This is a genomic window from Knoellia sp. B-D-2 (genome assembly GCF_057714695.1).
In genome coordinates, this window is record NZ_CM173189.1 from 1,040,407 (window position 1) to 1,064,141 (window position 23,735).

Annotated in this window: 29 protein-coding genes; 15 read left to right on the forward strand and 14 right to left on the reverse strand. The window is 72.8% G+C overall.

Annotated features, from left to right (window positions below; all coding sequences use genetic code 11):
• Positions 1-47 precede the first annotated feature (47 nt).
• Positions 48-524, forward strand: a complete 477-nt coding sequence (locus AC3EU2_RS04990; RefSeq protein ID WP_488178616.1) for a hypothetical protein — start codon at positions 48-50, stop codon at positions 522-524.
• Positions 525-696: 172 nt separating this feature from the next.
• Here AC3EU2_RS04990 and AC3EU2_RS04995 read toward each other — a convergent pair whose 3' ends face one another.
• The 4 genes from AC3EU2_RS04995 to AC3EU2_RS05010 form a co-directional block, all read right to left on the reverse strand.
• A complete protein-coding gene (locus AC3EU2_RS04995) occupies positions 697-1,122 on the reverse strand; it encodes an Rv3654c family TadE-like protein (protein ID WP_488178617.1) in 426 nt (141 codons plus the stop codon).
• Positions 1,119-1,448, reverse strand: coding sequence for a TadE family type IV pilus minor pilin (locus tag AC3EU2_RS05000; RefSeq protein ID WP_488178618.1), 330 nt, complete (start codon positions 1,446-1,448; stop codon positions 1,119-1,121). Before AC3EU2_RS05000 ends, AC3EU2_RS04995 begins: the two co-directional genes overlap by 4 nt.
• A gap of 71 nt (positions 1,449-1,519) precedes the next feature.
• Complete coding sequence (locus tag AC3EU2_RS05005; RefSeq protein WP_488178619.1) at positions 1,520-1,714, reverse strand: DUF4244 domain-containing protein; 195 nt, start codon at positions 1,712-1,714, stop codon at positions 1,520-1,522.
• Positions 1,715-1,851: 137 nt separating this feature from the next.
• Positions 1,852-2,286, reverse strand: coding sequence for a class F sortase (locus AC3EU2_RS05010; RefSeq protein ID WP_488178620.1), 435 nt, complete (start codon positions 2,284-2,286; stop codon positions 1,852-1,854).
• On the opposite strand from AC3EU2_RS05010, the gene AC3EU2_RS05015 reads away from it, so the two are divergent.
• Positions 2,285-2,731: a hypothetical protein gene (locus AC3EU2_RS05015; RefSeq protein ID WP_488178621.1), complete on the forward strand. Its 447-nt coding sequence runs from the start codon at positions 2,285-2,287 to the stop codon at positions 2,729-2,731. The two genes, AC3EU2_RS05010 and AC3EU2_RS05015, sit on opposite strands and share 2 nt — an antisense overlap.
• A gap of 210 nt (positions 2,732-2,941) precedes the next feature.
• Here AC3EU2_RS05015 and AC3EU2_RS05020 read toward each other — a convergent pair whose 3' ends face one another.
• The 6 genes from AC3EU2_RS05020 to AC3EU2_RS05045 all read right to left on the reverse strand — a co-directional run bounded on the left by AC3EU2_RS05020 (position 2,942) and on the right by AC3EU2_RS05045 (position 8,455).
• Complete coding sequence (locus AC3EU2_RS05020) at positions 2,942-3,547, reverse strand: type II secretion system F family protein (protein ID WP_488179442.1); 606 nt, start codon at positions 3,545-3,547, stop codon at positions 2,942-2,944.
• Positions 3,547-4,290, reverse strand: coding sequence for a hypothetical protein (locus tag AC3EU2_RS05025; RefSeq protein ID WP_488178622.1), 744 nt, complete (start codon positions 4,288-4,290; stop codon positions 3,547-3,549). Before AC3EU2_RS05025 ends, AC3EU2_RS05020 begins: the two co-directional genes overlap by 1 nt.
• Positions 4,290-5,531 carry a TadA family conjugal transfer-associated ATPase gene (locus tag AC3EU2_RS05030; protein WP_488178623.1) on the reverse strand — a complete coding sequence of 414 codons (1,242 nt, stop codon included), beginning with the start codon at positions 5,529-5,531 and terminating at the stop codon, positions 4,290-4,292. Before AC3EU2_RS05030 ends, AC3EU2_RS05025 begins: the two co-directional genes overlap by 1 nt.
• The gene (locus AC3EU2_RS05035; RefSeq protein WP_488178624.1) at positions 5,528-6,238 is read right to left on the reverse strand and encodes a CpaE-like family protein; all 711 of its coding nucleotides are present in this window, start codon (positions 6,236-6,238) and stop codon (positions 5,528-5,530) included. Before AC3EU2_RS05035 ends, AC3EU2_RS05030 begins: the two co-directional genes overlap by 4 nt.
• 541 nt (positions 6,239-6,779) lie before the next feature.
• Complete coding sequence (locus AC3EU2_RS05040) at positions 6,780-7,634, reverse strand: Fic family protein (RefSeq protein WP_488178625.1); 855 nt, start codon at positions 7,632-7,634, stop codon at positions 6,780-6,782.
• A gap of 11 nt (positions 7,635-7,645) precedes the next feature.
• Positions 7,646-8,455 (reverse strand): thioesterase family protein, encoded by an 810-nt coding sequence (locus tag AC3EU2_RS05045; protein ID WP_488178626.1) that lies wholly within the window; start codon positions 8,453-8,455, stop codon positions 7,646-7,648.
• A gap of 92 nt (positions 8,456-8,547) precedes the next feature.
• On the opposite strand from AC3EU2_RS05045, the gene AC3EU2_RS05050 reads away from it, so the two are divergent.
• The 6 genes from AC3EU2_RS05050 to AC3EU2_RS05075 all read left to right on the forward strand — a co-directional run bounded on the left by AC3EU2_RS05050 (position 8,548) and on the right by AC3EU2_RS05075 (position 13,695).
• Positions 8,548-9,741 carry a sensor histidine kinase gene (locus tag AC3EU2_RS05050; RefSeq protein WP_488178627.1) on the forward strand — a complete coding sequence of 398 codons (1,194 nt, stop codon included), beginning with the start codon at positions 8,548-8,550 and terminating at the stop codon, positions 9,739-9,741.
• 33 nt (positions 9,742-9,774) lie between these two features.
• A complete protein-coding gene (locus tag AC3EU2_RS05055; protein WP_488178628.1) occupies positions 9,775-10,584 on the forward strand; it encodes a LytR/AlgR family response regulator transcription factor in 810 nt (269 codons plus the stop codon).
• A 2-nt stretch (positions 10,585-10,586) separates the two neighbouring features.
• On the forward strand, positions 10,587-10,979 hold the full coding sequence (locus tag AC3EU2_RS05060; protein ID WP_488178629.1) for a DUF485 domain-containing protein: 393 nt from the start codon (positions 10,587-10,589) through the stop codon (positions 10,977-10,979).
• Positions 10,976-12,508 (forward strand): sodium/solute symporter, encoded by a 1,533-nt coding sequence (locus tag AC3EU2_RS05065; protein WP_488178630.1) that lies wholly within the window; start codon positions 10,976-10,978, stop codon positions 12,506-12,508. Before AC3EU2_RS05060 ends, AC3EU2_RS05065 begins: the two co-directional genes overlap by 4 nt.
• 111 nt (positions 12,509-12,619) lie before the next feature.
• Entirely contained in the window at positions 12,620-13,105 is a 486-nt protein-coding gene (locus AC3EU2_RS05070) for an Hcp family type VI secretion system effector (protein ID WP_488178631.1), read from the forward strand.
• Between the two features lie 101 nt (positions 13,106-13,206).
• Positions 13,207-13,695 (forward strand): heme-degrading domain-containing protein, encoded by a 489-nt coding sequence (locus AC3EU2_RS05075; RefSeq protein ID WP_488178632.1) that lies wholly within the window; start codon positions 13,207-13,209, stop codon positions 13,693-13,695.
• 72 nt (positions 13,696-13,767) lie between these two features.
• Here the strand turns inward: AC3EU2_RS05075 and AC3EU2_RS05080 are convergent, their stop codons facing one another.
• The gene (locus AC3EU2_RS05080; RefSeq protein ID WP_488178633.1) at positions 13,768-14,970 is read right to left on the reverse strand and encodes a glycine C-acetyltransferase; all 1,203 of its coding nucleotides are present in this window, start codon (positions 14,968-14,970) and stop codon (positions 13,768-13,770) included.
• Positions 14,971-15,127: 157 nt separating this feature from the next.
• Here AC3EU2_RS05080 and AC3EU2_RS05085 point away from each other — a divergent pair, with 157 nt between their 5' ends.
• Together AC3EU2_RS05085 and AC3EU2_RS05090 are read left to right on the forward strand one after the other, a co-directional pair.
• Positions 15,128-15,643, forward strand: coding sequence for a SigE family RNA polymerase sigma factor (locus tag AC3EU2_RS05085; RefSeq protein ID WP_488178634.1), 516 nt, complete (start codon positions 15,128-15,130; stop codon positions 15,641-15,643).
• Entirely contained in the window at positions 15,640-16,947 is a 1,308-nt protein-coding gene (locus AC3EU2_RS05090) for a hypothetical protein (protein WP_488178635.1), read from the forward strand. The genes AC3EU2_RS05085 and AC3EU2_RS05090 overlap by 4 nt, the downstream gene beginning before the upstream one ends.
• A gap of 27 nt (positions 16,948-16,974) precedes the next feature.
• Here AC3EU2_RS05090 and tdh read toward each other — a convergent pair whose 3' ends face one another.
• Positions 16,975-18,015, reverse strand: a complete 1,041-nt coding sequence (gene tdh / locus AC3EU2_RS05095; protein WP_488178636.1) for an L-threonine 3-dehydrogenase — start codon at positions 18,013-18,015, stop codon at positions 16,975-16,977.
• A gap of 131 nt (positions 18,016-18,146) precedes the next feature.
• Between tdh and AC3EU2_RS05100 the strand changes: the two genes are divergently transcribed.
• Together AC3EU2_RS05100 and AC3EU2_RS05105 are read left to right on the forward strand one after the other, a co-directional pair.
• A complete protein-coding gene (locus AC3EU2_RS05100) occupies positions 18,147-18,665 on the forward strand; it encodes an SRPBCC family protein (RefSeq protein WP_488178637.1) in 519 nt (172 codons plus the stop codon).
• A complete protein-coding gene (locus AC3EU2_RS05105) occupies positions 18,662-19,186 on the forward strand; it encodes a TetR/AcrR family transcriptional regulator (RefSeq protein ID WP_488178638.1) in 525 nt (174 codons plus the stop codon). The genes AC3EU2_RS05100 and AC3EU2_RS05105 overlap by 4 nt, the downstream gene beginning before the upstream one ends.
• 21 nt (positions 19,187-19,207) lie before the next feature.
• Here the strand turns inward: AC3EU2_RS05105 and AC3EU2_RS05110 are convergent, their stop codons facing one another.
• Entirely contained in the window at positions 19,208-19,783 is a 576-nt protein-coding gene (locus tag AC3EU2_RS05110; RefSeq protein ID WP_488178639.1) for a GNAT family N-acetyltransferase, read from the reverse strand.
• Positions 19,784-19,935: 152 nt separating this feature from the next.
• On the opposite strand from AC3EU2_RS05110, the gene AC3EU2_RS05115 reads away from it, so the two are divergent.
• The 3 genes from AC3EU2_RS05115 (at position 19,936) to AC3EU2_RS05125 (ending at position 22,656) form a co-directional block, all read left to right on the forward strand.
• Positions 19,936-20,277 carry a DUF485 domain-containing protein gene (locus tag AC3EU2_RS05115; RefSeq protein WP_488178640.1) on the forward strand — a complete coding sequence of 114 codons (342 nt, stop codon included), beginning with the start codon at positions 19,936-19,938 and terminating at the stop codon, positions 20,275-20,277.
• A 3-nt stretch (positions 20,278-20,280) separates the two neighbouring features.
• Positions 20,281-21,924 (forward strand): solute symporter family protein, encoded by a 1,644-nt coding sequence (locus AC3EU2_RS05120; protein WP_488178641.1) that lies wholly within the window; start codon positions 20,281-20,283, stop codon positions 21,922-21,924.
• Positions 21,925-22,119: 195 nt separating this feature from the next.
• Complete coding sequence (locus tag AC3EU2_RS05125; RefSeq protein ID WP_488178642.1) at positions 22,120-22,656, forward strand: AMIN-like domain-containing (lipo)protein; 537 nt, start codon at positions 22,120-22,122, stop codon at positions 22,654-22,656.
• An 83-nt stretch (positions 22,657-22,739) separates the two neighbouring features.
• Here AC3EU2_RS05125 and AC3EU2_RS05130 read toward each other — a convergent pair whose 3' ends face one another.
• Positions 22,740-23,630: a phenylalanine 4-monooxygenase gene (locus tag AC3EU2_RS05130; protein WP_488178643.1), complete on the reverse strand. Its 891-nt coding sequence runs from the start codon at positions 23,628-23,630 to the stop codon at positions 22,740-22,742.
• Positions 23,631-23,735 lie beyond the last annotated feature (105 nt).

A 23,735-nucleotide genomic window follows, 5' to 3' on the forward strand; every position in this document is an offset into this window, starting at 1 on the left:
CTCCCCTGACGGGCACGACGCCGGATTTTCAGGCTAGCCTCCAACACGTGATCATCCTCGGCCTCATCCTCGTCCTGCTCGCCGTCGCCGCGGGCATCCTGCTCTTCGAAGGCACCTCCGCCCTCACCGACGGGGTCGACATCGACATCCTCAACGGCACGGTCAGCCTCCCGCCGCTGGCGCTGCTGCTCACCGGTGCCGCCGTCATCAGCGTTTTCTGGCTCGGCTGGGCCCTCATGCGCCACGGCATCAAGCGCGGCAGCCGACGCCGCCGCCGGGCCAAGGAGGAAGCCACGCTCGCCGAGCAGCGCCGGGTCGACGGGGAGCGCAAGATGCAGGAGGAGTTCGCCCAGCGCGAGCGCCAGCTGGCCGAGGAGCGCCGCCGCCACGAGGAGGAGACCTCCGCGCTGCGCCGCGACGGTGACGAGCGCGTCGAGGAGCAGCACCTCTCGACCGAGGAGGCCCGCCGCCGCGCGGAGATCGCCGAGAACGACCTGCGCGACCGCCCCGACCGCCGCCCCTGACCCCGCGGAGCCACCCCCACCCCAAGGTCCTGTTGGGCCTGGGATGGCGCGGCCGCGCCATCAGTCGCGCTCGGCGCCACCAGTCGTCGCGCTCGGCGGCATGGCCCGTCGGGTGGTCGCGACCGGCGGCGTGGCCTGTCGCGTGTCGCGTCGCGGCCCCTCACGCGTCTCGTCACGGGCCGCCCGCCCTCGCGTCCGCCGGTCCGGCGCGGGCGGAAGCCGTCGCCCTGGCTGGCACGCCGGGCCACGAGAGCGCGGTCCGTGCGCTGACCCGGATGTCCACGGCCTCGGCGCCGACGATGGAGCAGCTCTCCAGTCGGGCGGCGTTGCGGTGGGCGAGAGCCGCCGCTCGCGCGCAGGGCTCACGGGCCCCGGACTGGATCGCCGCCGCCGCGGCCAGCGCGGAGAGGTCGGCGGCCGCTCGGGCCCGATGGGCGGCAGCGGCGGCGGACCCGAGGTGCAGGCCGGCCGTCGTGAGGACGACGACCAGGCCGATGGCTCCCACGACGAGCACGGTCCCCGATCCTCGTTCCCGCCTGCCATGGCCGGACCACCGTCCACGCCTGCCGTGGCCGGACCGCTGTCCGTGCGGCCTCACGGGGCGGACTCCACCACCGCGTGCGACACCCCTCGCGGCCGCGCTGCCAGCCCGAGGAGGCGCACCAGTCGTGGAGCGTCGCTCGAGACCTCGACCCGGATCGCCTCCCCGGTCACGTCCATGACGATGTCGGCACCGGTCGGGGCCTGACGGGACACCGCGAGGCGAACTCCGCCGGGGCCCTCGCCCCGGGCCAGCAACCGAGCACCGACGCGGGCGGCGTCGACGCAGCGGACCTCGTCCGAGACCATCGACAGCGCGCTCAGGGCGAGCGTGAGGACGAGCAGGAGGGCGGGCAGGGCCACGGCGATCTCGGCCGTCACCATGCCGCCCTCCCCGCGCCGACCTCCTCGACGGCGCGGCTCGCGGACCCGACAGGGGACCGGCTCCTCGAGCGTCACGAACCGGTGCCCAGCGCCGCGGTGATGACCTTGGCGAGCGCGGACTTCACCGGGCCCGAGCGCACGACGGCCATCAGCACGGCGGCGAAGGCGCAGGCGGCGAGGGTGCCGACGGCGTACTCCGCCGTGGTCATCCCCGCCTCGACGGACTTCCGGAGGTGCGCCAGGCGGCGCGAGAGACGTGATGTCACGGCTGAGCTCCTCGATCAGTGCAGGGCTTCTCCCTGCTTGGGACGAGTCCAGCGGAGGGTGCCGGGCCGGACCACCCCGAGATCGCGCATCTGTGGACGGGCGGAGGCGCCCGGGGCGTCTGTGGACGGCGAGAGGGTCAGCGGGCCTCGGCGATGGCGACGAAGTTGGACACTCGGTGGCCGTCGGCGCGGAAGCCGTCGTCGTCGTCACACGTGATCAGGGCGATCCGCTTCACCGAGCGGTTGGCGCCCCAGACGGCGGCGTCGCGGCTCACCGCCTTCTTCGTCGCGACCCGGGTGGCCGTGACGGTGTAGACGATGCCCCGGCCCGCGGCGTCGAAGACCGTCACCTGGTCGCCGCGCCGGATCGACTGCAGGTCGTGGAAGACGTCCGCGCGGCGGCCGTTCACGACGTGGCCGGCGACGACGGCGGTCCCGACCTCACCGGGACGGACGCGCCCGTAGCCGGAGATCCACGCCATCGTCCCCGGGTCCGGGTTGACGACTCCGTTGACGGCGGACGTGCGCCGCAGGGAACCCGCGACGTCGATGGACGGCGCCTGGAGCGACATGGGTCCCCCGGTCCTCGCCTTCGGAGGGCTCATGGTCTTCGGCGCTACGGGTGTAGCGCTGCGTGACGCGACCGGCCCGGCGCTCGTCGCGGACGGCAACGAGGGCGGAGTCGTCGTGGGCGTGCTCGACGTGGAGGCGCTGGGTGTGGCCGGTGTCGAGGGGGACTGCGACCCGACGGGCGGCGACGGGGTGGAAGCAACGCTGCGCGCCTCCCCCACCGGGCCTCCGCAGCCCTGGGAGAGGAGCGCGACGCCGGTCGCGGCCAGGACCATCCCCGCGATGCCGAGCGCACGTCGGGACGCGGGGACACGGGACGTGCCCTCGGGCACGTCCCGTTGCGACGCGTGTCGACCCATCATCGTGGCGTTCCTCACCCACGACCGAGCGTTCAGCGTCGCCCCCCCACGCCGACAGCAGCCGTCCGACGCGTGCGCGTCCTCGTGATCGGCATACGTCTCTCCCTCGTCGTCCCGGTCGGGGTGCGACCAACGGTGTGCGGCTCCGACCCGGTGGGGCCGAGGTCACGTGCGGCAGGGGACCCCCATCGCCTTCCTCGAGCGACCGTAACCGTCGGTGATCCCGTGCGAACCGTTGCCACCGTTGATCATGCAAAGTGCCCAGTGCTGCCTAGTCCTCTTGGCAGTCGTCGCGTGGTCAGCCGGTGACGAGGGCGGAGCGCGCGAGGTGCAGGACGACCGGCACCACGGTCGTGGCGACGAACCCCGGGAGGAAACACAGCCCAAGCGGAAGGACGAGCAGCACCCCGGCCCGTTGGACGGCTGCCTCGACCCGGGCCGACTCCTGACGTCGCATCCGTTCGGCCGCCGCGAGGACCACCCCGGCGGGTGCGGCACCCGACCGCTCGGCCGCCTGCCACGCCACGGCGGCTGGCCGCCACGCGGCGCCGACGTGGGTCCACGCCTGCGCCGCGTCCTGGCCCCACCGGTGGGCGCTCGCCACGACGCGCAGCTGGTGACCGGTCGCAGCCGGGATCTCGTCGGCGACCGCCTCGAGTGCCTCGACCGGCGCCAGCCCGGCCCGCAGGGCGAGGGCGGTGAGCACCAGCGCGTCGGCGGCGGAGTCCACGGTGACGGATGAGGCGGTGTGCGGGCGGGGTGGCACCTCTTCGCCGTGGTCGAGCCAACGCGGTCGAGCGGCTGCCCGGTTCCGTGGCACGGCCGCGACCGCCGCCGGTGCCCGCGCCGGTGAGGGCCACACGAGCACCGCGGCGAGCACGAGGAGGAGCGCCCCGGCCAGCATCACGACACCACCGCCGGTCGCAGCGCCCTGCTGAGCAGGCGCCGCGACCACGCCCAGCCCAGAGCGGTGAGGCAGAGGCCGGCGAGGGCAGCCGCTCCGGCCACGCCGTGGCCGTAGACCTCGGCGACGGGAAGGCCGAGAAGCAGCGCGACGACCGGGCCGCTCAAGGGCATCATCGTGAGCAGCCACATCGACGCCCGGGGCCCCGCGGCCAGCACCGTCCGTCGCTCCGCGCCCGCGCTGCGCTCCCTCAGGACCTCCGCGGTCAGCCGCGCCGCCGGCGCCGTGGCCAGGCCGAGCTCCTCCGAGAGTCGCCAGGCGGCGGCGAGGAGGGCGAGGTCGTGGTCGTCCTCCGCGGCCTGACGCAGCGCGTCGCCCAGCCGGCCGCCGTCCGCCTCGGTGGCGGCGACGAGCTCACCGACGTCGCGCATCCGCACCGACGTCCCGGCGCCGACGGCACACGCCAGGCGGGCCGCCTCGACCCCGGGGAGACCGGCCTCGAGCCCGACGGCGGAGAGCTCCGCGAACTCGGCCACCCACCCGGGGGCCGACCGGCCGGGGCGCTCCGTCGTGGACGCCAGCCGCCGGAGCCGCACGCGCAGACCTGTGGCGCTCTCGGCGGCGTGCGGTCCGGATGCCGGAGCCGACTCCCCCACCGTCGGCGCCCACGCCGACGGTGACGGTCGCCCGCGGGGCCGGAGGAGGACCGCGAGGGCGCTGAGCGCGACGAGCAGGGCCGTCATCACCGCGTCCGCCCTCGCGCCCGGAGGAGCTCGCGAAGCCGCTCCGCCCCCGGTCCGGTACGCACCGCGTCGACGTCGACGCCACCAGCCCGCGCGTCGCCACGGCTCGCGTCGCCCGCCCGCGCACGACCACCACCCGGCCCACCGTGCGCCTCGTCCGGATCGGCGCCCACGACGAGGGCCTCGTCGACGACGACCTCGGCGCCGTCCCAGCGGGTCACGCCGACTGCACGCACGTAGCGCGACGGGCCGGCCCGGGCGACGTCGACGACGACCTGGACCGCCCCGCGGAGCTGCGCGTGCACCGCCTCCCGACCGAGCCCTGCGAGGGCGCCCAGCGCCTCGAGCCGCGCCGGGGTCTCGTCGATCCCGTTGGCGTGCACCGTCCCGGCGCCACCCTCGTGGCCGGTGTTGAGGGCGGCCAGCAGCTCGCGAACCTCGGCGCCACGCACCTCGCCCACGACGAGCCGGTCCGGTCTCATCCGCAGCGCCTGGCGCACGAGGTCGACCATCGTCACGGCCCCGGCGCCCTCGACGTTGGGAGTCCGTCCCTGGAGCCGCACGACGTGGGGATGGTGTGGCGCGAGCTCGCGGACGTCCTCGACGACGACGAGCCTCTCCCGGGGACCGCACTCGGCCAGCAGGGCCCCGAGCACCGTCGTCTTGCCGGCCCCCGTCCCCCCGACGACGAGGAACGACAGCCGGGCCTCGACCACCCGCCGCAACAGGGCGGCCATCTCGTCGCCCACCGATCCCAGCGACCGGAGCCCGGCCAGCCCCACCGGCTGGCGGCGTGGCACGCGCAGGCTGAGGTGCGTCGCCGCCTCGACGAGCGGCGGGAGGACCGCGTGCAGCCGCACCCCGCCGGGGAGCACGCCGTCGACCCACGGCTGTGCGTCGTCGAGGCGGCGCCGAGCCAGGCCGGCGAGCCTCACCGCGAGCGCCCGCGCCGCACCGGCGTCGAGCGCCACCCCGGTGTCCTCCAGTCCCCCGCCCCTGTCCACCCACACCCGGCCGTCGCCGTTGACGAGGACGTCGGTCACGTCGTCGCAGGCGACCCACATGGCCAGGGGGCCCAGCCCGAGGACCTGCTCGCGCAGCCGCTCGCCCTCCTCGGCGGCACCGTCGACTCCGAGCTCGACCGCTCCCGTGAGGTCGGCGATGACCCTCTCGTCCGGGGGTCGGCCGGATCGGATGACCGCGTCCACCCCGTCGGGGCGCGCATCGTCCCGGGAGGTCACGCCGCCCCCTCCGCGAGGAACTCGACGAGGTCGAGTGCCACCCGGTCCGCGCTGTCCCGCAACGGCCCTCGCACCCCCGGCCACTCGCCCTGCTCGCCGTCACGGCGCACCCGCGGGTCGGTGCGGACGTGCGCCAGGTGCGGGGCACCCAGCTCCTCGAGGACCTCGTCGAAGCGGGTCGGCGGGGCACCGTCCGATCGGGTCACCAGCCCGACCCCGGACCCCTCGAGCTCGCTCAGCACCACGCCGACGTCGGCGAGCTGGCGCGCCGACACCCCCGCGACGACGTGCACCGCCGACGCGTCCGCCCACAGGTCGGGTCCCACGCCGCCTCGGGCCGGGACGTCCAGGACCACCGGGACGATCCCCCGCAGCGAGGCCAGGACGTCGGCCACGACGGACGCGGGGACGGCGCCACCTCGCCCACCCGCCGACAGCACGGGGACCTCACCCGTGGGCAGAGCCGCCACGAGCCTCTCGCACGACGTCGTCCCGCGCAGCCGCACGAGGTCGGGCCAGCGCAGACCGGGGACGTGCTCGATGCCGCAGGTCATGTCGAGCCCGCCGCCGCGCAGGTCGGCGTCGACGAGCACGCACTCACCGAGGTGGAGGGACAGCCGGCGGGCCAGGGCGGCCGACCACGTCGACGCACCGAGTCCGCCGCTGGCGCCGAGGACGACCACGAGAGGTGTCGGAGGTGGGGTCATCCACCGACGGTGGCGCCCCTCGGTCCCGGGCACCAGCCCGGGTCCGCCGCCTGTGGACGGCGGGGTGGACCTGGCCCGGCTGTGGACGACGGCGACCGCGATCCGCCCGGGGACAGGCGACGGCCCCGGTCGGGGGGATGACCGGGGCCGTCGAGCGGGCCTGGCTCCGGGGGGGAGGAGCCGGACCGCCCTTCGCTACGACCCCGAAGGGGAGCGATGGCACCATCGTTGCCCATCGCTGCGGTGCGTGCAACCAAACGCCCATAACCAGCCGGGAAATGGTCACAACGGCAGACCCGACGATGACGCCCCTCGGAGGGAGGGGCGTCATCCGCCGCGAGCGTGCAGGGCGACCAAGCGTGCACATTCATTGCCGTCGTACCGGGTCAAGCCCGAACAGACCGGTCCATCAGTGGACTGCCCGCGCGTGGGTACCCGTTGCGTCTCGCGGTTGTTCATCGGTCGGTCGGTTCCCCGGGGGGCCTGACCGATGGCTCATGTGTACTCCCCTCGGGAGGGGAGAACAAGACTTGACAAACGGTCAGGAGAGGCGGCCGGCGAGCACCGCGTCGGCGATCCGCTCGCCCTCCGCGGCGCCCGAGACGATGGCGTCGCAGCAGTGCGTCACCCACAGGCCGACCCCCGCCGCGTCACCGCGGGTGTATGCCGTGAGCCCACCGAGGTAGGCCGGCCCACCGCCCGTCCCGTGCCCCGCCTCGGTGACCGCGACGCCCGTCGGGTCGAGCCCGCCCGCCTGGACGACGGCCCGCTCCGCGGCCCGGGCGACGACCCCGTTGCCGCGGGTGAAGGGACGAGCCGTGACGATCTCGGCGTGGACCAGCGCCGCGACGACGGGCACGGGCAGCGAGCGGGTGTGCGCGAGAACGGCGACGACCCGCTGCAGCCGGGCGCGAGCGGCCGCCGCGGACGGCGCCTCCCCGATCTCGACGAACTCCCGGCAGTCCTCCCCGTCCAAGCGGGGTCGGCCCAGCTCGGAGTCGGGCACGAGGCCGGCCGCGGCCGCGGTGTGGAGCCGGGCGAGGGCCTGCATCGGGGCGGTGAGGACGACGTGGCCCAGCCGCTCGGTCTCGGCGGTCGCGGCGATGACGCCCCGCATGACCTGTTCGACCGGATCCGGGTCGTCGTGCCACGTCACCGCGCCGCGCATGAGGTCGCGGACGATGTCGACCGACAGCCGGGCGCCGTCGAGCTCTCCGCTGGCCCACGCGCCACGCACCCGGGACTCGGCGGCGGCCTCGGGGATGCGTCGGCGGAGGGCGTTGTGCCACCGCAGCTGGGTGCACGCCGCCCGGGCGGCGTCGATCCGGTCGGCGACTCCGGGCAGTCCGGCGAGGGCGGTGACGGCGGACGTGAGGTCCGCGGACGTGTCGGTCACGGTGGCGAGCCCTACGACGCGACGGGAGCGGCCGGCATACGAACACCCGCGAGCTGGCGGGACTGGGCGACGACCCGGTCGCGGGAGTCCCAGATCACGGCGTCCTCCTCGAAGAGGCCGCCGACGACGTTGCGGGTCGTGATCCGCATCCGCAGCCAGCCCGGCGCGGGGCGGGAGCGCACATGACCGGAGAACGCGATGGTCGGCGCCCAGCCGAGCGCGCCGAAGGTGAAGGTGACCGGCGGCATCGCGTCGAGGAAGAACGGCAGCGCCGTCGTGTCGGGCTCGCGTCCGTCGGCGAACCGGATCCAGGCGCGCATCTCACCGTCGCGGGCCGGCTGGCCGACCGCCCAGCCGACCGTGGCGGGGTCGATCCGCAGGTCGAGCCGGTCGAGGATGGTGATCTGCTCGGCGAAGCCGGCGCGCACGGCCGGGGCACACGACTCCGGCTCGGGCATCTCGGGCGGCGTCTCCGCGCGGTGGACGGGCTCGCTGTGCACGTCGAGGTCGGCGAAGGTCGCGGTGTGCCGGACGCAGACGACCCCACCCTGCGACAGCGTCACCTCGGACGTCGAGAAGGACCGCCCGGCGCGCAGCACCTCGGTCGTGACGTCCACGGCGCCCGGTTGGACCGCCGCGAGGAACGTCGTGCTGAAGGCCACCGGGTCCGTGTGCGCGTCGAGGGCGCCGGTCGCCTCGACGGCGGCCCGGGTCGCGAGCGACATGAGGGCCCCACCGTTGACGGCCGCCCCCACGACCCAGCCGGGCGAGATGTCCGCCCGGCCGTCCTCGATGCGCACCAGGTCGTCGAACTCCGTCATGCGGCGAGCGTATGCCGGGTGGTTCCGCCAGAGTCGAGCGGTGTCGGGCGGCGTCGCGCGGTGCCTGGCAACACCGCCCTAGGGTGGCGGCCATGGCGTCCTCCCTGCACTGGCCGACGGCGGTCGTCGTGCTCGCCGCGGTGCTGCTCGTGGGGCTCCTCCTCTGGGTCGCGCGCCGGGGTCGGCGGCGCGGCTTCCTCTCGACGGTCGACCGGGTGACCTACCAGACCCTGCACACGGCGTCGCTGGCCTCGCGCCATCTCAGTGACGGGCTCACCCCCGACGCGGCAGAGAAGGCGGGTCGGCACCTGCTCTCCATCCTCGGGGCCCGGGCCGTCGCCATCTGCGACGCCGCCGGCCTGCTCGGGTGGACCGGGCCGGGCGAGCACCACGGACCCGACGCCCACGCCCACGCGTCGGCCACCCGCCTCTCGGGCACGCTGACCGTGCTCGGGTCCGACGTCCTCACCTGCAGCGACCCCGACTGCCCCGTCCGGTCGGCCGTCATCGCCCCCCTGCTCGCGGAGGGAAAGGTCGTCGGGACGCTCACGGCATACGCCCCGACCGCGTCAGCGGGCCTGGCCCGGGCCACCGGTGAGCTGGCCCGCTGGGTCTCGGCCGAGCTCGACGTCGCCGAGCTCGGCCGCACCCGCACCCGCGCGATGGAGGCCGAGCTGCGGGCGCTGCGGGCCCAGATCAGCCCGCACTTCATCTTCAACTCCCTCGGCGCCATCGCGTCGTTCGTGCGGACCGACCCCGAGCGGGCGCGCGAGCTGCTGCTCGAGTTCGCCGACTTCACCCGCTATGCCCTGCGTGAGGGCGGCGCCTTCACGACCCTCGCCGAGGAGCTGCGCAACGTCGAGCGCTACCTCGTCCTCGAGCAGGCCCGGTTCGGCGAGCGCCTCCAGGTCTCCCTCCTCATCGCGCCGGAGGTCCTCCCGGTGCGGGTCCCCTACCTCGCGGTGCAACCGCTCGTGGAGAACGCCGTGCGCCACGGCCTCGCGACGAAGGAGGGCATCGGGCACGTGACCATCACGGCGTCCGACCAGGGGTCGGAGACCGAGATCTCGATCGAGGACGACGGCGTGGGGACCTCGCCCGAGCTGGTGCAGCGCATCCTCGACGGTCAGTCGCGGGCCGACTCCGTGGGTCTCGGCAACGTCGACGCCCGGCTGCGCCAGGTCTACGGGGACGAGTTCGGGCTCGTCGTCGAGACGGCCGTCGGCGCCGGGACGCGGGTGAGCTTCCGGGTGCCGAAGTACGCGCCGGGAGTGCACGCGGACTGATCAGTCGGCCGACCGCTCGGTAGTCTCGGCCGCATGGCCCCCGACGGCTCCCTGCGAGCCCTCGTCGTCGACGACGAGCTCCCCGCCCTCTCCGAGGTCCGGTTCCTGCTGACCCAGGACGACCGGGTGGGCGAGGTCCTCACGGCGACGAACGGGACCGAGGCCCTCCAGATGCTCGAGGTCCACGACATCGACGTCATCTTCAGCGACATCTCGATGCCCGGCCTCGACGGCATGGCGCTGGGCCGGGTGCTCGCCCGCTTCGCCTCACCGCCGCAGCTCGTCTTCGTGACCGCGCACGAGCAGCACGCCGTCGACGCCTTCGCGCTGGCCGTCACCGACTACGTGATGAAGCCGGTCCGCGGCGAGCGGCTCGCAGAGGCCGTCCGTCGCGTCGTGGCCAAGCATGACGAGGCGGGTATGCCGGCCCACGCAGAGCGTGGGACCCGCGCTCCCGTCCCCGAGCCCGGCCCGGTCGAGGAGGACGAGACCATCCCCGTCGAGCTCGGCGGCGTCACGCGCTTCATCTCCCGCTCGCAGATCCGCTACGCGCAGGCCTCGGGTGACTACGCGAGGCTGCACACCGGCGAGGGCAGCCACCTCATCCGCGTCCCCCTCGCGGTCCTCGAGGACAGGTGGGGGACGCACGGCTTCGTCCGGATCCACCGCTCCACCCTCGTCGCGCTGGCCCACGTCACCGAGGTCCGGATGGACCACGGACGGTGCTCGGTCCTCATCGGTGACATCGAGCTCCAGGTGAGCAGACGGCACACACGGGCTCTTCGCGACCTCCTGCTGCGGCGACCCCTGGGTGAACGGCGTTCCTCCCCCGGCGGCGACTGAGCATGGTCGACCGTGGCGGGGTCCCCGCCCGCGTGCGGGTCACCAGCTCCCGGCGGAGCGCGGTCACGGGGGGCAGCCGGCCGCTCGCGACCGACCTCGACGAGCAGACCGAGCTCGGTGACGTCTACCTCGCCGGCCTGATGCGGGCCCAGCTGCGGCTCAGCCTCAGCGTCCTGGGTGTCCTCGTCCTCTCCGTCGCGGGCTTCTCCGTCCTGCTCATCGCCGTGCCGGCGGCGCGGACGACCGTGCTGTTCGGGCTGCCGCTGCCGTGGCTCGTGCTCGGGGTGGCGGTCTACCCGGCGACGTGGCTGACCGCGAGAACCTATGTGCGACAGGCCGAGCGGATCGAGGCGGAGTTCGCCGACGTCGTGTCGCCACGGTCGGACCCGTCGTGACCCAGACCTTCTCGATCATCGCCGTCACGCTCGTGTGCCTCACCACGGTCGCCGTCGGCGGCCTCGGGCTGCGCCTGTCGCGGCGGACGTCGGACTTCTACGTCGCCGGGCGGACCGTGTCTCCGCGGCTCAACGCGAGTGCGATCTCCGGTGAGTACCTCTCTGCCGCCTCGTTCCTCGGCGTCGCGGGGCTGATCTACGACGAGGGTGTGGACCTGCTGTGGCTGCCCGTCGGCTACACCGTGGGCTACCTCGTCCTGCTCGTCATGGTCGCGGCGCCGATGCGGCGCTCGGGGGCGTACACGCTGCCGGACTTCGCCGAGGCTCGGCTGCGGTCGATCGGGATCCGGCGCCTCGCGGCGCTGCTCGTCGTCGCCATCGGCTGGCTGTACCTCGTGCCCCAGTTCCAGGGTGCCGGGCTGGCGCTGCAGCTGGTGACCGGTGCGCCACAGTGGGTCGGGGCGCTCGTCGTCGCGGTCGTCGTCGCGCTGGCCGTCGGGGCCGGCGGGATGCGCTCGATCACGTTCGTCCAGGCGGTGCAGTACTGGATCAAGCTCACCGCGCTGGCCGTTCCGGCATTTGTGCTGCTCGCGCTCTGGATGCGTTCCGGCGCAGCGGTTCCGGAGGTCCCGGTGTCGTGGTCGGAGCCGTTCGTCGCGGCCTCCGGTGACGACCACCCCGTCTACCGCTCGACGTCGATGATGGTGGCGCTGTGCCTCGGCACGATGGGGCTGCCGCACGTCCTCGTGCGCTACTACACCAACCCCGACGGGGTCGCGGCGCGGCGCACGACCGTCACCGTGGTCGCGCTGCTCGGTGTCTTCTACCTTCTCCCCCCTGTGTATGCCGCGCTGGGCCGCGTGCACCTGCCGTCCCTGCCGCCGGGGGTCCGGTCCGACACGATCGTGCTGCAGCTGCCGGGGCGGGTGGTCGAGGGGATCGGCGGGGACGTGCTCACCGCGATGCTGGCCGGCGGGGCGTTCGCCGCGCTGCTGTCGACGGCGTCGGGCCTGGCGATGTCGGTGACCGGGGTGCTGCACCAGGAGTTCATCCGGCCCCGGCTGGCCCGCCTCACCGGCGGGGACGCGATGGGGTTCGGCGGCTTCCGCGTCGCGGCCGCCGTCGCCGTCGTCATCCCGTTCGTCCTGTCGCGCTCGATGGAACCCATCGGGATCGCGACGACCGTCGGGTTCGCCTTCTCGCTGGCGGCGGCGACCTTCGCGCCGCTGCTCATGCTCGGGGTGTGGTGGCGCCGGCTCAGCCGCGCGGGCGCGGCCGCCGGACTCATCGTCGGTGCGGTGGCGGCGACGGCGGCGGCCACGGCCACGGTGGTGGCCGCTCCCCTGTCCGGGTGGGCCGGGGCCCTGCTCGCGAACCCTGCCGCCTGGTGCACCCCGCTCGCGTTCAGCGTCGCGGTCGTGGTGTCGCTCGCGACGCCGGGCTCCGTGCCGCGCGACACGACACGGGTCATGGTCAGGCTCCACACGCCCGAGCGCATCCACCTCGACCACAGCCGCCTCAGCGACTGACGGGCACGCGGTCCGGCGGGCGGTGCGGCCCGACGCGGTCGACGAGGGTTGACACGGGCCACCGACAGGACGACCTTGGGGTGGTCCGACCACGCGGCCAAAAGGAGCGCCATGGCCCTGTCGATCTTCGCCCGCCTCGGCTCCATCAAGGGGGAGTCGCGCGACGCCCGGCACCAGGACGAGATCGACGTCCTGTCGTGGTCGTGGGGGGTGTCCAGCTCGGGCGCGACCGGGCACGGAGGCGGTGTCGGCGGTGGTGCCGGCGCCGGCCGGGCGAGCTTCCACGCCTTCACCTTCACCCACCACATCGACAAGGCGTCGCCCCTGCTCCTGAAGGCGTGCGCCAGGGGTGAGCACCTCCGGGACGGCACGGTCACGGTCCGCACCGGGGGCGCCCACCCGCAGGAGCACCTCGTCATCACGATGACCGACCTCCTCGTGACCCGGGTCTCCCTCACCGTCACTGCCGAGGGCGACGCCTCCCGCGAGGAGGTCGTCCTCGCGTTCGCGAAGGTCGACCTCGAGTACCGCGCGCAGAAGCCGGACGGCACGCTGGAGCCCGGCATCCACTTCACCCACAACCTGTCGACGCACTAGGAGGGCTGGAGGCCGCCGCCCTCCCGGCGGCCACGCCGATACGCTCCCCGACATCCACATCCCGCGCCCGACCGCGCGCGCCCGACAAGAGGAGACCGACAGTGCTGCTCGCCGACGACGCCTGGCCCACGCTGCAGCAGCTGCAGCAGGACGAGGACGAGACCGTCCTGCCGTCCCTGGACGAGAAGGTCGCCTACGACCTCGGCCGGCTCGCGGTCGATGCCGCCTGGGCCGAGGGCATGCCCATCGTCGTCGGCCTCTGGCGGGGCGAGCACCAGCTGTTCCACGTCGCACTGCCCGGGTCCACGCAGGACAACGACGAGTGGCTGCGCCGCAAGGGACGTGTCGTCATGCGCTTCGAGCACTCCTCCCTCCACGTGGGGCAGATGTGCCGCGACCTGGACACCACCCTGGAGGAGAAGTTCCTCCTCCAGCCCGCGGAGTACGCCGCATCCGGCGGGGCCGTTCCCCTGCGCACGCGCGACGCGGGCGTCGTGGGGTGGATGGGCGTGTCGGGGCTGCCGCAGCGGGAGGACCACGCGTTCGTCGTGCGCATCCTCAGGCAGCACCTCGCCGGCACCGTCGGGTGACCGACGCGCCCCGGCCGGCCGTCCCGAACCACGCCGTCGCAGCGTCGCCCGGGGGGCCAGCGAGCGACCGGCTCAGGTCGCCCGGGCGTCGACCTCGCGTGCCCTGACGAAGGCGTCGACGCAGCGTCGGACGTCCTCCTCGGAGTGGGCCGCCGACAGCTGCACCCGGATCCTCGCCTTCCCTCGCGGCACGACCGGGAACGAGAACGGGATGACGTAGACCCCGTCGGCCAGCATCCGGTCCGCGACCTCGGCGGCGACGCGCGCACCGTCCTCGCCGGGGAACATCACCGGCGTGATCGGGTGCGACCCCGGGAGCAGCTCGAAGCCCGCCTCGGTCATGAGCTCGCGGAACAGCGAGGTGTTGCGCTGCAACGTCTCTCGCTCCTCGCTGGACGAGTCGACCAGCTCGATGGCCTTGAGCGAACCCGCCACCACGCCGGGTGCCACCGAGTTCGAGAACAGGTAGGGACGGGAGCGCTGACGCAGCAGGTCGACGACCTCCTGGTGCGACGAGACGTAGCCGCCGGACGCCCCGCCCAGCGCCTTGCCGAGGGTGCCCGTGACGATGTCGACGCGGTCCTGCACCCCGAACAGCTCCGGCGTGCCGCGCCCGTTCGCCCCCACGAACCCCACGGCGTGCGAGTCGTCGACGAGGACCATCGCCTCGAACTCGTCCGCGAGGTCGCAGATCTCGTCGAGCGGGGCGTAGAACCCGTCCATCGAGAAGACGCCGTCGGTGACGACGACCTTCCGACGTGCACCCGCCGCGACGGCGGACTCGAGCTGCGCACGCAAGCCCACCATGTCCGCGTTCTTGTAGCGGTACCGCTGCGCCTTGCTCAGCCGGATGCCGTCGATGATCGACGCGTGGTTGAGCTCGTCGCTGATGATCGCGTCCTCGGCCCCGAACAGCACCTCGAAGACCCCGCCGTTGGCGTCGAAGCACGAGGAGTAGAGGATCGTCGCCTCCAGGTCGAGGAACTCGCTGAGCCGTCGCTCGAGAAGCGAGTGCTGCGTCTGCGTCCCGCAGATGAACCGCACCGACGCCATCCCGAAGCCCCACTCGTCCAGCGCCGCCTTAGAGGCCTCCACGACCTCCGGGTGGTCCGCGAAGCCGAGGTAGTTGTTGGCGCAGAAGTTCAGCGCCTCACCGCCGCTCGTGCCGACGTGCGAGGACTGCGGCGTGATCAGCTCGCGCTCCCGCTTGTAGAGGCCGGCCGCCTCGATCTCGGCCAGCGTCGCGGCGAGCTCGTCCTTCACGGATCCGTACACGGCATACCTCTCGTTCGCTGGTGGCAGACGTCAGCCAGCGTATGCCGTCCGCCCCCGGGCGGAGGTCGACCGGACCTCGGGGTCGACTCCCGAGATCCCTCGATACAACCGATCGCGGCGCCGTTCCGTTTGACACTTGAAGGGAACGGAGGTCGCCATGAAGGCGGACGTACGGGATGACGAGTTCGCGGAGTTCGTCGCGACGTCCCGACCGACGCTGTGGCGCACGGCGTACCTGCTCTGCGGCAACGCGGCCCAGGCCGACGACCTCGTCCAGAGCGCCCTGCTCAAGCTCTACCTCGCCTGGCCGCGCCTGGGGCGCGGCGACCGTCTCAACGCGTACACCCGCCGGATCATCGTCAACGTCCACATCGACGAGACCCGGCGGCCGTGGCGCCGAGAGACCGAGTCGCTCGAGGGGCACGAGCCGCCGGCCCGCGAGGCTGTGGAGTCTGCCGGGGACGACCACACGGCCCTCCTCCGGGCACTCAGGGCCCTGCCGATCGGACAGCGACGGATCGTCGTCCTCCGGCACTACTGGGGACTGTCCGTCGCCGAGACCTCGGCCGACCTCGGCATCAGCGAGGGCACCGTCAAGAGCCAGTGCGCTGCTGGGCTGCACAAGCTCGAGCACGCCCTCGCTCCTCACTACCGAAGCGAGGATCTGGCATGAGCACCCCAGAGGAGACCTGGGCCGCTCGGCTGCACGCCGCCATCGACGCCGACCCGCGGGCAGTGGACTTCGACGCGTGGTCCTACGTCGACACGGGTCGACGTGCCCGCCGCCACCGGCGGGTCGCCGCGACCGCGTCCGTCGCCGCAGCCGCACTCGTGGCGGCGATCGCCATGTGGGCTGTCCTGGGCCCGCGCCAGGGGGACGCGCTCCCAGCCGCTCCCCATGTCCCCCGCGTCCCGGCAGAGGTGAACGGCGCGCTGGGCTGGGTCGCCTACCAGTCGGCCGCGGACGGTGGGTCGATCCGTGTCGCACGACCTGGCGGGCAGGCCCTCGACATCCAACGAAGTGGTGTTGACGGGGTCAGTGCCTCGTGCCCGGCCTGGTCGCCGGACGGACGTCGCCTGATGTACGGCCTGGTTCGCGCGGGCGAGGGCCCCGGCTCGCGCGTGGCCGAGCTGGCCATCGCACCACTGGAGGACTCGCAGGACGGCAAGCTCATCCGGCTCAACGGGTTCACCAGGCTCCCCGGCTTCGACCCGCACCCATGTGCGGTGTGGGCGCAGGATGGGCGCTGGGTGGCCTTGGCCGCAACCAACGAGGTGTGGGTCGTCGACACCGAGACACAGACCATTCGAAAGCTGCCCGGCTTCCGGCCCAACGACCTCGAGTGGCGGCCCGGGACGGACGAGCTCGCGATCGCCGGCGACCAGGGCGCGAACCGCGATGCGCCCAGGACGAGCACCCCGATCACCATCTACTCGGTGTCAACGGGTCGGTTCCGCGAGATCGACACCGTCGACGCGGCCCACGTCAGCTGGTCACCGGACGGCGCAACCCTCGCCTATGTCGGTGGCGAGGACCAGGTGCCCCAGCTCGGGACCATCGACGCCGACGGGGGCGGCCAGCGTGTCCTCCGCTCTGCCATCGGGAACGCGAGCCACGGCATCGGGCCGGTCTGGTCGCCCACGGGCGAGCGCATCGCCTACCAACGCCTCATCCTCGGCACCTCCGGCGAGAGGCACGAGGTCGTCCTCGTCGACGCCGTGGACGGAAGCGAGACCGTCATCGGTCCGCCGGAGGTGGGTGGACGAACGTGGTACCCGTACTCCGTCGCGTGGTCCCCGGACGGCGAAACGCTCGTCTACGTCGCCTGGTCGGGCAGCGACACGGCGAGGGCTCTGCTTGCTGTGCCGGTCGACGACCCCGGCTCGGCCACGGTGCTCGACGACGACCAAGTCGCCCTCTCGGACACCTACAGCAGTGGCTGGACGTTGGTCCAGATGTGGGGCCGGCAGTCCTGACGTCGACCCTTGCTCCGTGCCCGGCGCTCAGCTCCAGTCGAGAACGACCTTGCCGCACTTGCCGGACCGAGCCACCTCGAACCCGCGCTCCCACTCCTCCGCGCGGAACCGGTGCGTGATGACCGACTGGACCGCATCGCGCAGCGCCGGGCTCGTCGCGAGCATCGAGCCCATGAGGTACCAGGTCTCGAACATCTCGCGACCGTAGATCCCGCGGATCGTGATCATGTGCGTGATGACCCGCCCCCAGTCGATCGGGTACGGGTCCTTGGGCAGGCCGAGCATCGCCACCCGCGCGCCGTGGTTGAGGTTGGCGAGCATGTCCTCGACGGCCCGCGGCGCGCCGGACATCTCGAGCCCGATGTCGAAGCCCTCGAGCATCCCGAGCTGCTCCTGCGCCCGGGCCAGCGTCTCGCCCCGGGCCACGTTGACGCAGAGATCGGCTCCCGCCCCCTTCGCGAGCGCGAGCCGTTCGTCGCTCATGTCGGTGACGGCGATGCGACGCGCGCCCGCGTGACGGGCGATCGCCACGGCCATGACGCCGATCGGCCCGGCGCCGGTGACGACGACGTCCTCACCGACCACCGGCCACTGCAGGGCCGTGTGGGTGGCGTTGCCGAGCGGGTCGAAGATCGCCCCGAGGTCCGGGTCGAGGTCGGCCGGCTGCACCCAGGCGTTCATGGCCGGGATGACGACGTGGTCCGCGAACGCGCCGTCGCGGTTGACGCCGACCCCGACGGTCTTGATGCACAGGTGACGCCGGCCGGCGCGGCAGTTGCGGCAGTTCCCGCAGACGAGGTGGCCCTCCCCCGAGACGCGGTCACCGACGGAGATGTGGTCGACGAGCGAGCCCACCTCGACGACCTCGCCGTAGAACTCGTGACCGATCGTCATCGGCGCCCTCACCACGGACGCCGCCCAGTCGTCCCACTGCTCGAGGTGGAGGTCGGTGCCGCACAGGCCCGCTCGCAGGACGCGGATCTTGACGTCGGCATCACCGCACGACGGCTCCGGGACGTCGACGAGCTGGAGTCCCGGGCCGGCTTCGGTCTTCACGAGGGCGCGCACGTCGACCATCATGCCGCCCCCGCAGCACGGCGGTCGGAGGCTTGCGCGGCTAACGCTGTTAGCCTACGATGGGCTAACAGCGTTAGCCATTCGTAGCCCCTAGTCACCCCCCGAGCACCCGGGAGCCCGACATGACCGCCCAGCGCATCGCCCTCGTCACCACCGCCGTCGTCGCGACCCTCGCCCTGACCGCCGCCCTCCTCCACCGCGAGAGGCGGGTGGAGCGCTCCGTCGACATCTCCGCCCCGCCCGCGCAGGTGTGGGCCACGCTGACGGACTTCGCGGCATACCCCTCGTGGAACCCGTTCATCCGCGAGCTGGAGGGGACGGCGCGCACGGGCGACCGGCTCGTCGTCGAGATCCACCCGGACGGGGGCCGCGCCATGACCTTCACGCCGACCGTGCTCGCCGCGGAGCCGGGCACCGAGCTGCGCTGGCTCGGGAGGGTCCTCGTGCCCGGCCTCCTCGACGGCGAGCACTCCTTCACCCTGGAGCCGGTCCCCGGCGGCACCCGGCTCACCCAGGCGGAGACGTTCTCCGGCGTCCTCGTACCGCTGGTCGGGTCGGCGATCGACGTGGGAGACGACTTCGAGTCGATGAACGCCGCGCTCCGGGACCGCGTCGAGGCCACCGCTAGCATCGCCCGGTGACCTGTCCCGAGGAGCTCGACCCCACGCGGCTCCTCACCCCGCGGGCCCGCGCGGTCCTCGCGGCGGCGCGTGTCGTCCTCGAGCGACAGGGCTGGGAGTCGCTGACCATGCGCACCCTCGCGGACGAGCTGGACATCGCGGCGCCCTCTCTCTACAAGCACTTCTCGAGCAAGGAGGCCCTCCGGGGCCAGCTCGCCGCCCTCGCACTCAAGGAGTTCGGGGAGGCGGTGCGGCCGGTCACCACGGTGGCCGCCCTGGTCCGTCGCTACCGCGACGTGGCGACGGCCCACCCCCAGCTCTACCGGCTCTCCACGAGCGGGCCGCTCGACCGCACCGCACTGCCCCCGGGGCTCGAGGACTGGTCGGGTAGCCCCTTCTTCGAGGCCACCGGCGACCCCCACCGTGCGCAGGCGCTCTGGGCCGCCGTGCACGGCATGGTCCTCCTCGAGCTCGACGGACGCTTCCCCACGGGCGCCGCGCCCGAGACCACCTGGAGCGAGCTGGTGCGGCACTTCAGCTGAGCGACGCGCTCCCGTCCGGCGTCAGCGCAGGACCTTGCCGTAGCAGCGGACGAACGGCGACCTGGCGTAGTGGCCGAACGGCACGACGCGCTCATAGCCCGCCGTCTCGTACAGCGCCATCGCGTCGGGCTGCATGGTTCCCGTCTCGAGGACGAACCGCTCCACGCCTTCGGCGCGCGCCGAGTCCTCGAGGTGGGCAAGCACCCGCCGTGCCACCCCACGGCCCCGGGCCAACGGCGACACGAACATCCGCTTGATCTCCGCGACCGCTGCCCCCTCGAAGCGCCCGGCGAGGTCCTGGCGCCACCGCCACCCGCCCATCCCGACCGGCTCGCCGTCGAGGAGGGCAAGCACGAAGCGCCCGCTCGGCGGGGTGAACTCCAGCGGGTCCACCGGCGACTCGTCGGGGGTCCCGTAGATGACGACGTAGTGCGACTGCACCTCGTCGACGAGCCGCTGCACGCGCTCGTCCACGAACGGCACGTCGACGATCTCCACCCCGGTCCGGTCCATCTCCACGCCGCCATCCAACCCCATGCCGCCGCCGACGACCGAGCGACCTCCGTCCGCCGTCCCCGACCGCTCGTCGCACCTCACCTGCCGCTCGTCGCCCGTCGGCGCGCCACCGGGCGAAGGTGCCCGTCCGCCCGGCGCGAGGGGGCCGCGCTGGCGTGCGGACGGCATACCCGAGCACCGACAGTGTGGGGTGACCCGGATCCCGGCCGGGACCGACAACTGGAGGTGCACCCGTGAGCAACGACGCTCGCACCCGTGGCGACGAGGACCCCTACGTGGCCATGCAGACCACCGACGAGTTCCAGGCGCTGCGCAGGAAGTTCCGCGGCTTCGTCTTCCCCATGACGGGCTTCTTCCTCGTCTGGTACTTCGTCTACGTCCTGCTCTCGATCTTCGCGCCCGGTTTCATGGGCACGAAGGTCTTCGGCAACGTCAACATCGGCCTGCTGTTCGGCCTCGGACAGTTCGTCACGACGTTCGCCATCACGATCATCTACGCCCGCTGGGCCAACAGTGAGCTCGACCCGCTGGCGGACGCCATCGGTGCGCGCCTCGACGGCGTGAAGGAGCACTGAGACATGACCTCACTCATCCCCACCGAGGCGACCCAGGTCGGCTCCCCCACGCTCAACATCGCCATCTTCATCGGCTTCGTCCTCGTCACGCTCGTCGTCATCATCAAGGTGGCCAGCGGCAAGAAGAGCGCCGGCGAGTTCTACACCGCGAGCGGTGGCTTCTCCGGCCGACAGAACGGTGTCGCCATCGCCGGTGACTACCTGTCGGCGGCGTCGTTCCTCGGCATCGCCGGGGCCATCGCCCTGCAGGGCTACGACGGCTTCCTGTACTCGATCGGCTTCCTCGTCGCCTGGCTCGTCGCGCTCCTGCTCGTCGCCGAGCTCATGCGCAACACCGGCCGGCTCACCATGGCCGACGTGCTGTCCTACCGCCTCAAGCAGCGCCCGGTCCGCATCGCGACCGCCACGTCGGTGCTGGCGGTGTCGTTCTTCTACCTGCTCGCCCAGATGGCCGGCGCCGGAGGCCTCGTCTCGCTCCTGCTCGGCATCGAGGGCGAGGGCGCGCAGAACCTCGTCATCGCCGTCGTGGGTTTCGTCATGATCGCCTACGTGCTCATCGGCGGCATGCGTGGCACGACCTGGGTGCAGATCATCAAGGCCGTCCTCCTCATCGCCGCCACGGCGATCATGACGGTCTGGGTGCTCGGCAAGTACGGCTTCAACCTTTCGGGCCTCATGCAGGCGGCGGTCGACAACAACCCCAAGGCGGGCGAGAAGCTGCTCGAGCCCGGCCTCAAGTACGGCGTCAACACGACGACGAAGATCGACTTCATCTCGCTGTCGCTCGCGCTCGTCCTCGGCACCGCCGGTCTCCCGCACGTCCTCCAGCGGTTCTACACGGTCCCGACGAGCAAGCAGGCCCGCAAGTCGGTCGAGTGGGCCATCTGGCTCATCGGTGGGTTCTACCTGCTCACCCTCGTCGTCGGCTACGGCGCCGGCGCCCTCGTCGGAGCCGAGACCATCAACGCGGCTCCGGGCAAGGCCAACGCGGCCGCTCCCCTGCTCGCCTTCGAGCTCGGTGGCAGCCCGTTCCTCGGCATCGTCTCGGGGATCGCGTTCGCGACGATCCTCGCGGTCGTCGCCGGCCTGACGATCACGGCGAGTGCGACCTTCGCGCACGACATCTACAAGGAGGTCATCACGCGCGGCAGGTCGACCTCCGACCAGGAGGTCAGGGTCGCCCGCATCTCCGCGGTCGCGATCGGCGTCATCGCCATCCTCGGTGGCATGTTCGCCAAGAGCCAGAACATCGCGTTCCTCGTCGCCCTCGCGTTCGCCGTCGCGGCGTCCGCGAACCTGCCGACGATCCTGTACTCGCTGTTCTGGAAGCGCTTCAACACCCGCGGCGCGCTCTGGTCCATCTACGGCGGGCTCCTCTCGACCATCGGCCTGATCATCTTCAGCCCGGTCGTCTCGGGCAAGCCCCCGCTCGTCGAGGGCGGCCCGTCCCCGTCGATGATCACCGACCCGACGGTCGACTTCTCGTGGTTCCCCCTGGACAACCCGGGGCTGGTGACGATCCCGCTCGCGTTCTTCCTCGGCTGGCTCGGCACCATCTCGAGCAAGGAGTACAACGGGCAGAAGTATGCCGAGATGGAGGTGCGCAGCCTCACCGGTCACGGTGTCGGCAAGGCGCTCGACCACTGATCGGCAGCTCCACCTCCGCGGTTCCTGCGTCCGCAACCCTGGTCACCTTCCCGACCAGGGTTGCGGACGCAACCGCGTCGTATGCCGTCCGCGCCGCTCCCGACGTATCTGGGGCGGCGCTCGTGTCTCCTGACGGGTCAACCGGGGTGACCGCTCGCGCGTCTTCCCGGTAGCCACACCCACCAGGAGGACACCATGAACCGCACGACCCTTCGCCGCACCGCCGCCGCCCTCGCCCTGGGCGTCGCCGCGGCCACCGCTCCCGCCGCCGTCGGCGCGTCGAGCGCCACCGCCGCTCCGTACTGCGGCATCCACTGGGGTTCGCTCGCCAAGACGTCGACGGCCAGCACGGCCCCGACGGTCACCGGGCTGCGCGCCGGCCGCCACACCTGCTACGACCGCCTCGTCATCGACCACAAGGGGCCGGCGACCGGGTACTACGTCCGCTACGTCTCGCAGATCACGGCGGACGGGTCGGGCAACGTCATCCCCACCGCGGGTGGCGCCAAGCTGCAGATCATCACGCTCGGCACCCGCTACACCACCCCGCCGGCGATGCCCAACGTCGCGGGCTTCACGACGTTCCGACAGGTCGTGTGGGCCGGGTCGTTCGAGGGCCAGAGCACCGTCGGTCTGGGCGTCCGGGCCCGTCTGCCGTTCCGCGTCTTCACGCTCAACGACACCGCGACCCGCACCAGCCGGCTCGTCATCGACGTAACCCACCGCTGGTGACCGACTGACCGCCACCGACTGATTGCGCCATGCGGACGTGAGGAGCGCAGCGACGAGCGTCCGCAATGCGCAATCAGTCGCGTCTAGCGCGCGGCCTCGGCGCGGAGGCGGGCCGCGAGGTCGTCGTCGACGGTCTCGAAGAAGGACCCCACGACGTCCTCGAGCTGCTCGAGGCTCTCGGCGCAGAACAGCACCGGCTGGTACGCCGTGATGTCGTAGTTGAGCGTGCCCATGGCGGCCAGGTCGAGCGGCCGGTGCTCCATGTGGGTGAACTCGTCCATCTCGCCGTAGCTGCTGAGGATGCCGGCCCCGTAGGCCTTGACCTCACCGTGCTCGCGCATGATGCCGAACTCCATCGAGAACCAGAAGACGTCGGCGACGAACTTCATCGCCTCGTCGGTCTCGAGCCGCAGCGACGCCTGTCCGGCGGCCTCGGTGATCCGGGCGAACCGCGGTGACGCGAGCTGGTTCCCGTGCCCGATGACCTCATGGATGATGTCCGGCTCGGGGGTGTAGAGCGGCTGGCTGCCGTGCCGGAGGTACTGGGTCGAGTTGAACGTGCGCGACCCGAGGTCGCCGTAGAACTCGCGCAGCGGCACGAGGCCGGGGGCGGCGATGTAGGACCAGCCGGTGATGGGCTCGAGCAGGGCGGTGACCTCGTCGAGCTGCGGGACCTGCTCGGTCGGCAGCGTCAGCGCGTGCTTGGCCCGGAGGTACTCGCTGTGCGCGTACTTGTCGTGCTTGGGCGCGAGCTCGTGGCTGACGGTGCGCCAGATCTCGTGCTCGGCCTCGGTGTAGGCGATCTGCGGGATCGGCTCGCCGCGCGTCCAGGCCAGGGCCGCGGCGGCGATCTCGCCGCGGCGCTCCAGGTAGGCGGCGTCGTCGCGCCCCGGGTGGTTGTCACTCAGGTGGACCTCGACGGTCCCGTCGTCGTGACGGGTCACCGGCGAGTACAGCTGGCCTTCTTCGAACATGGCCCACCTCCTTGTGGTCGTGTGACCTCAGGGAACCACCCGACCGGGCAGAACGGAACCGATGCCGAACACGCTGGGCACCGAGTGCACGTTCCGACCAGCGGA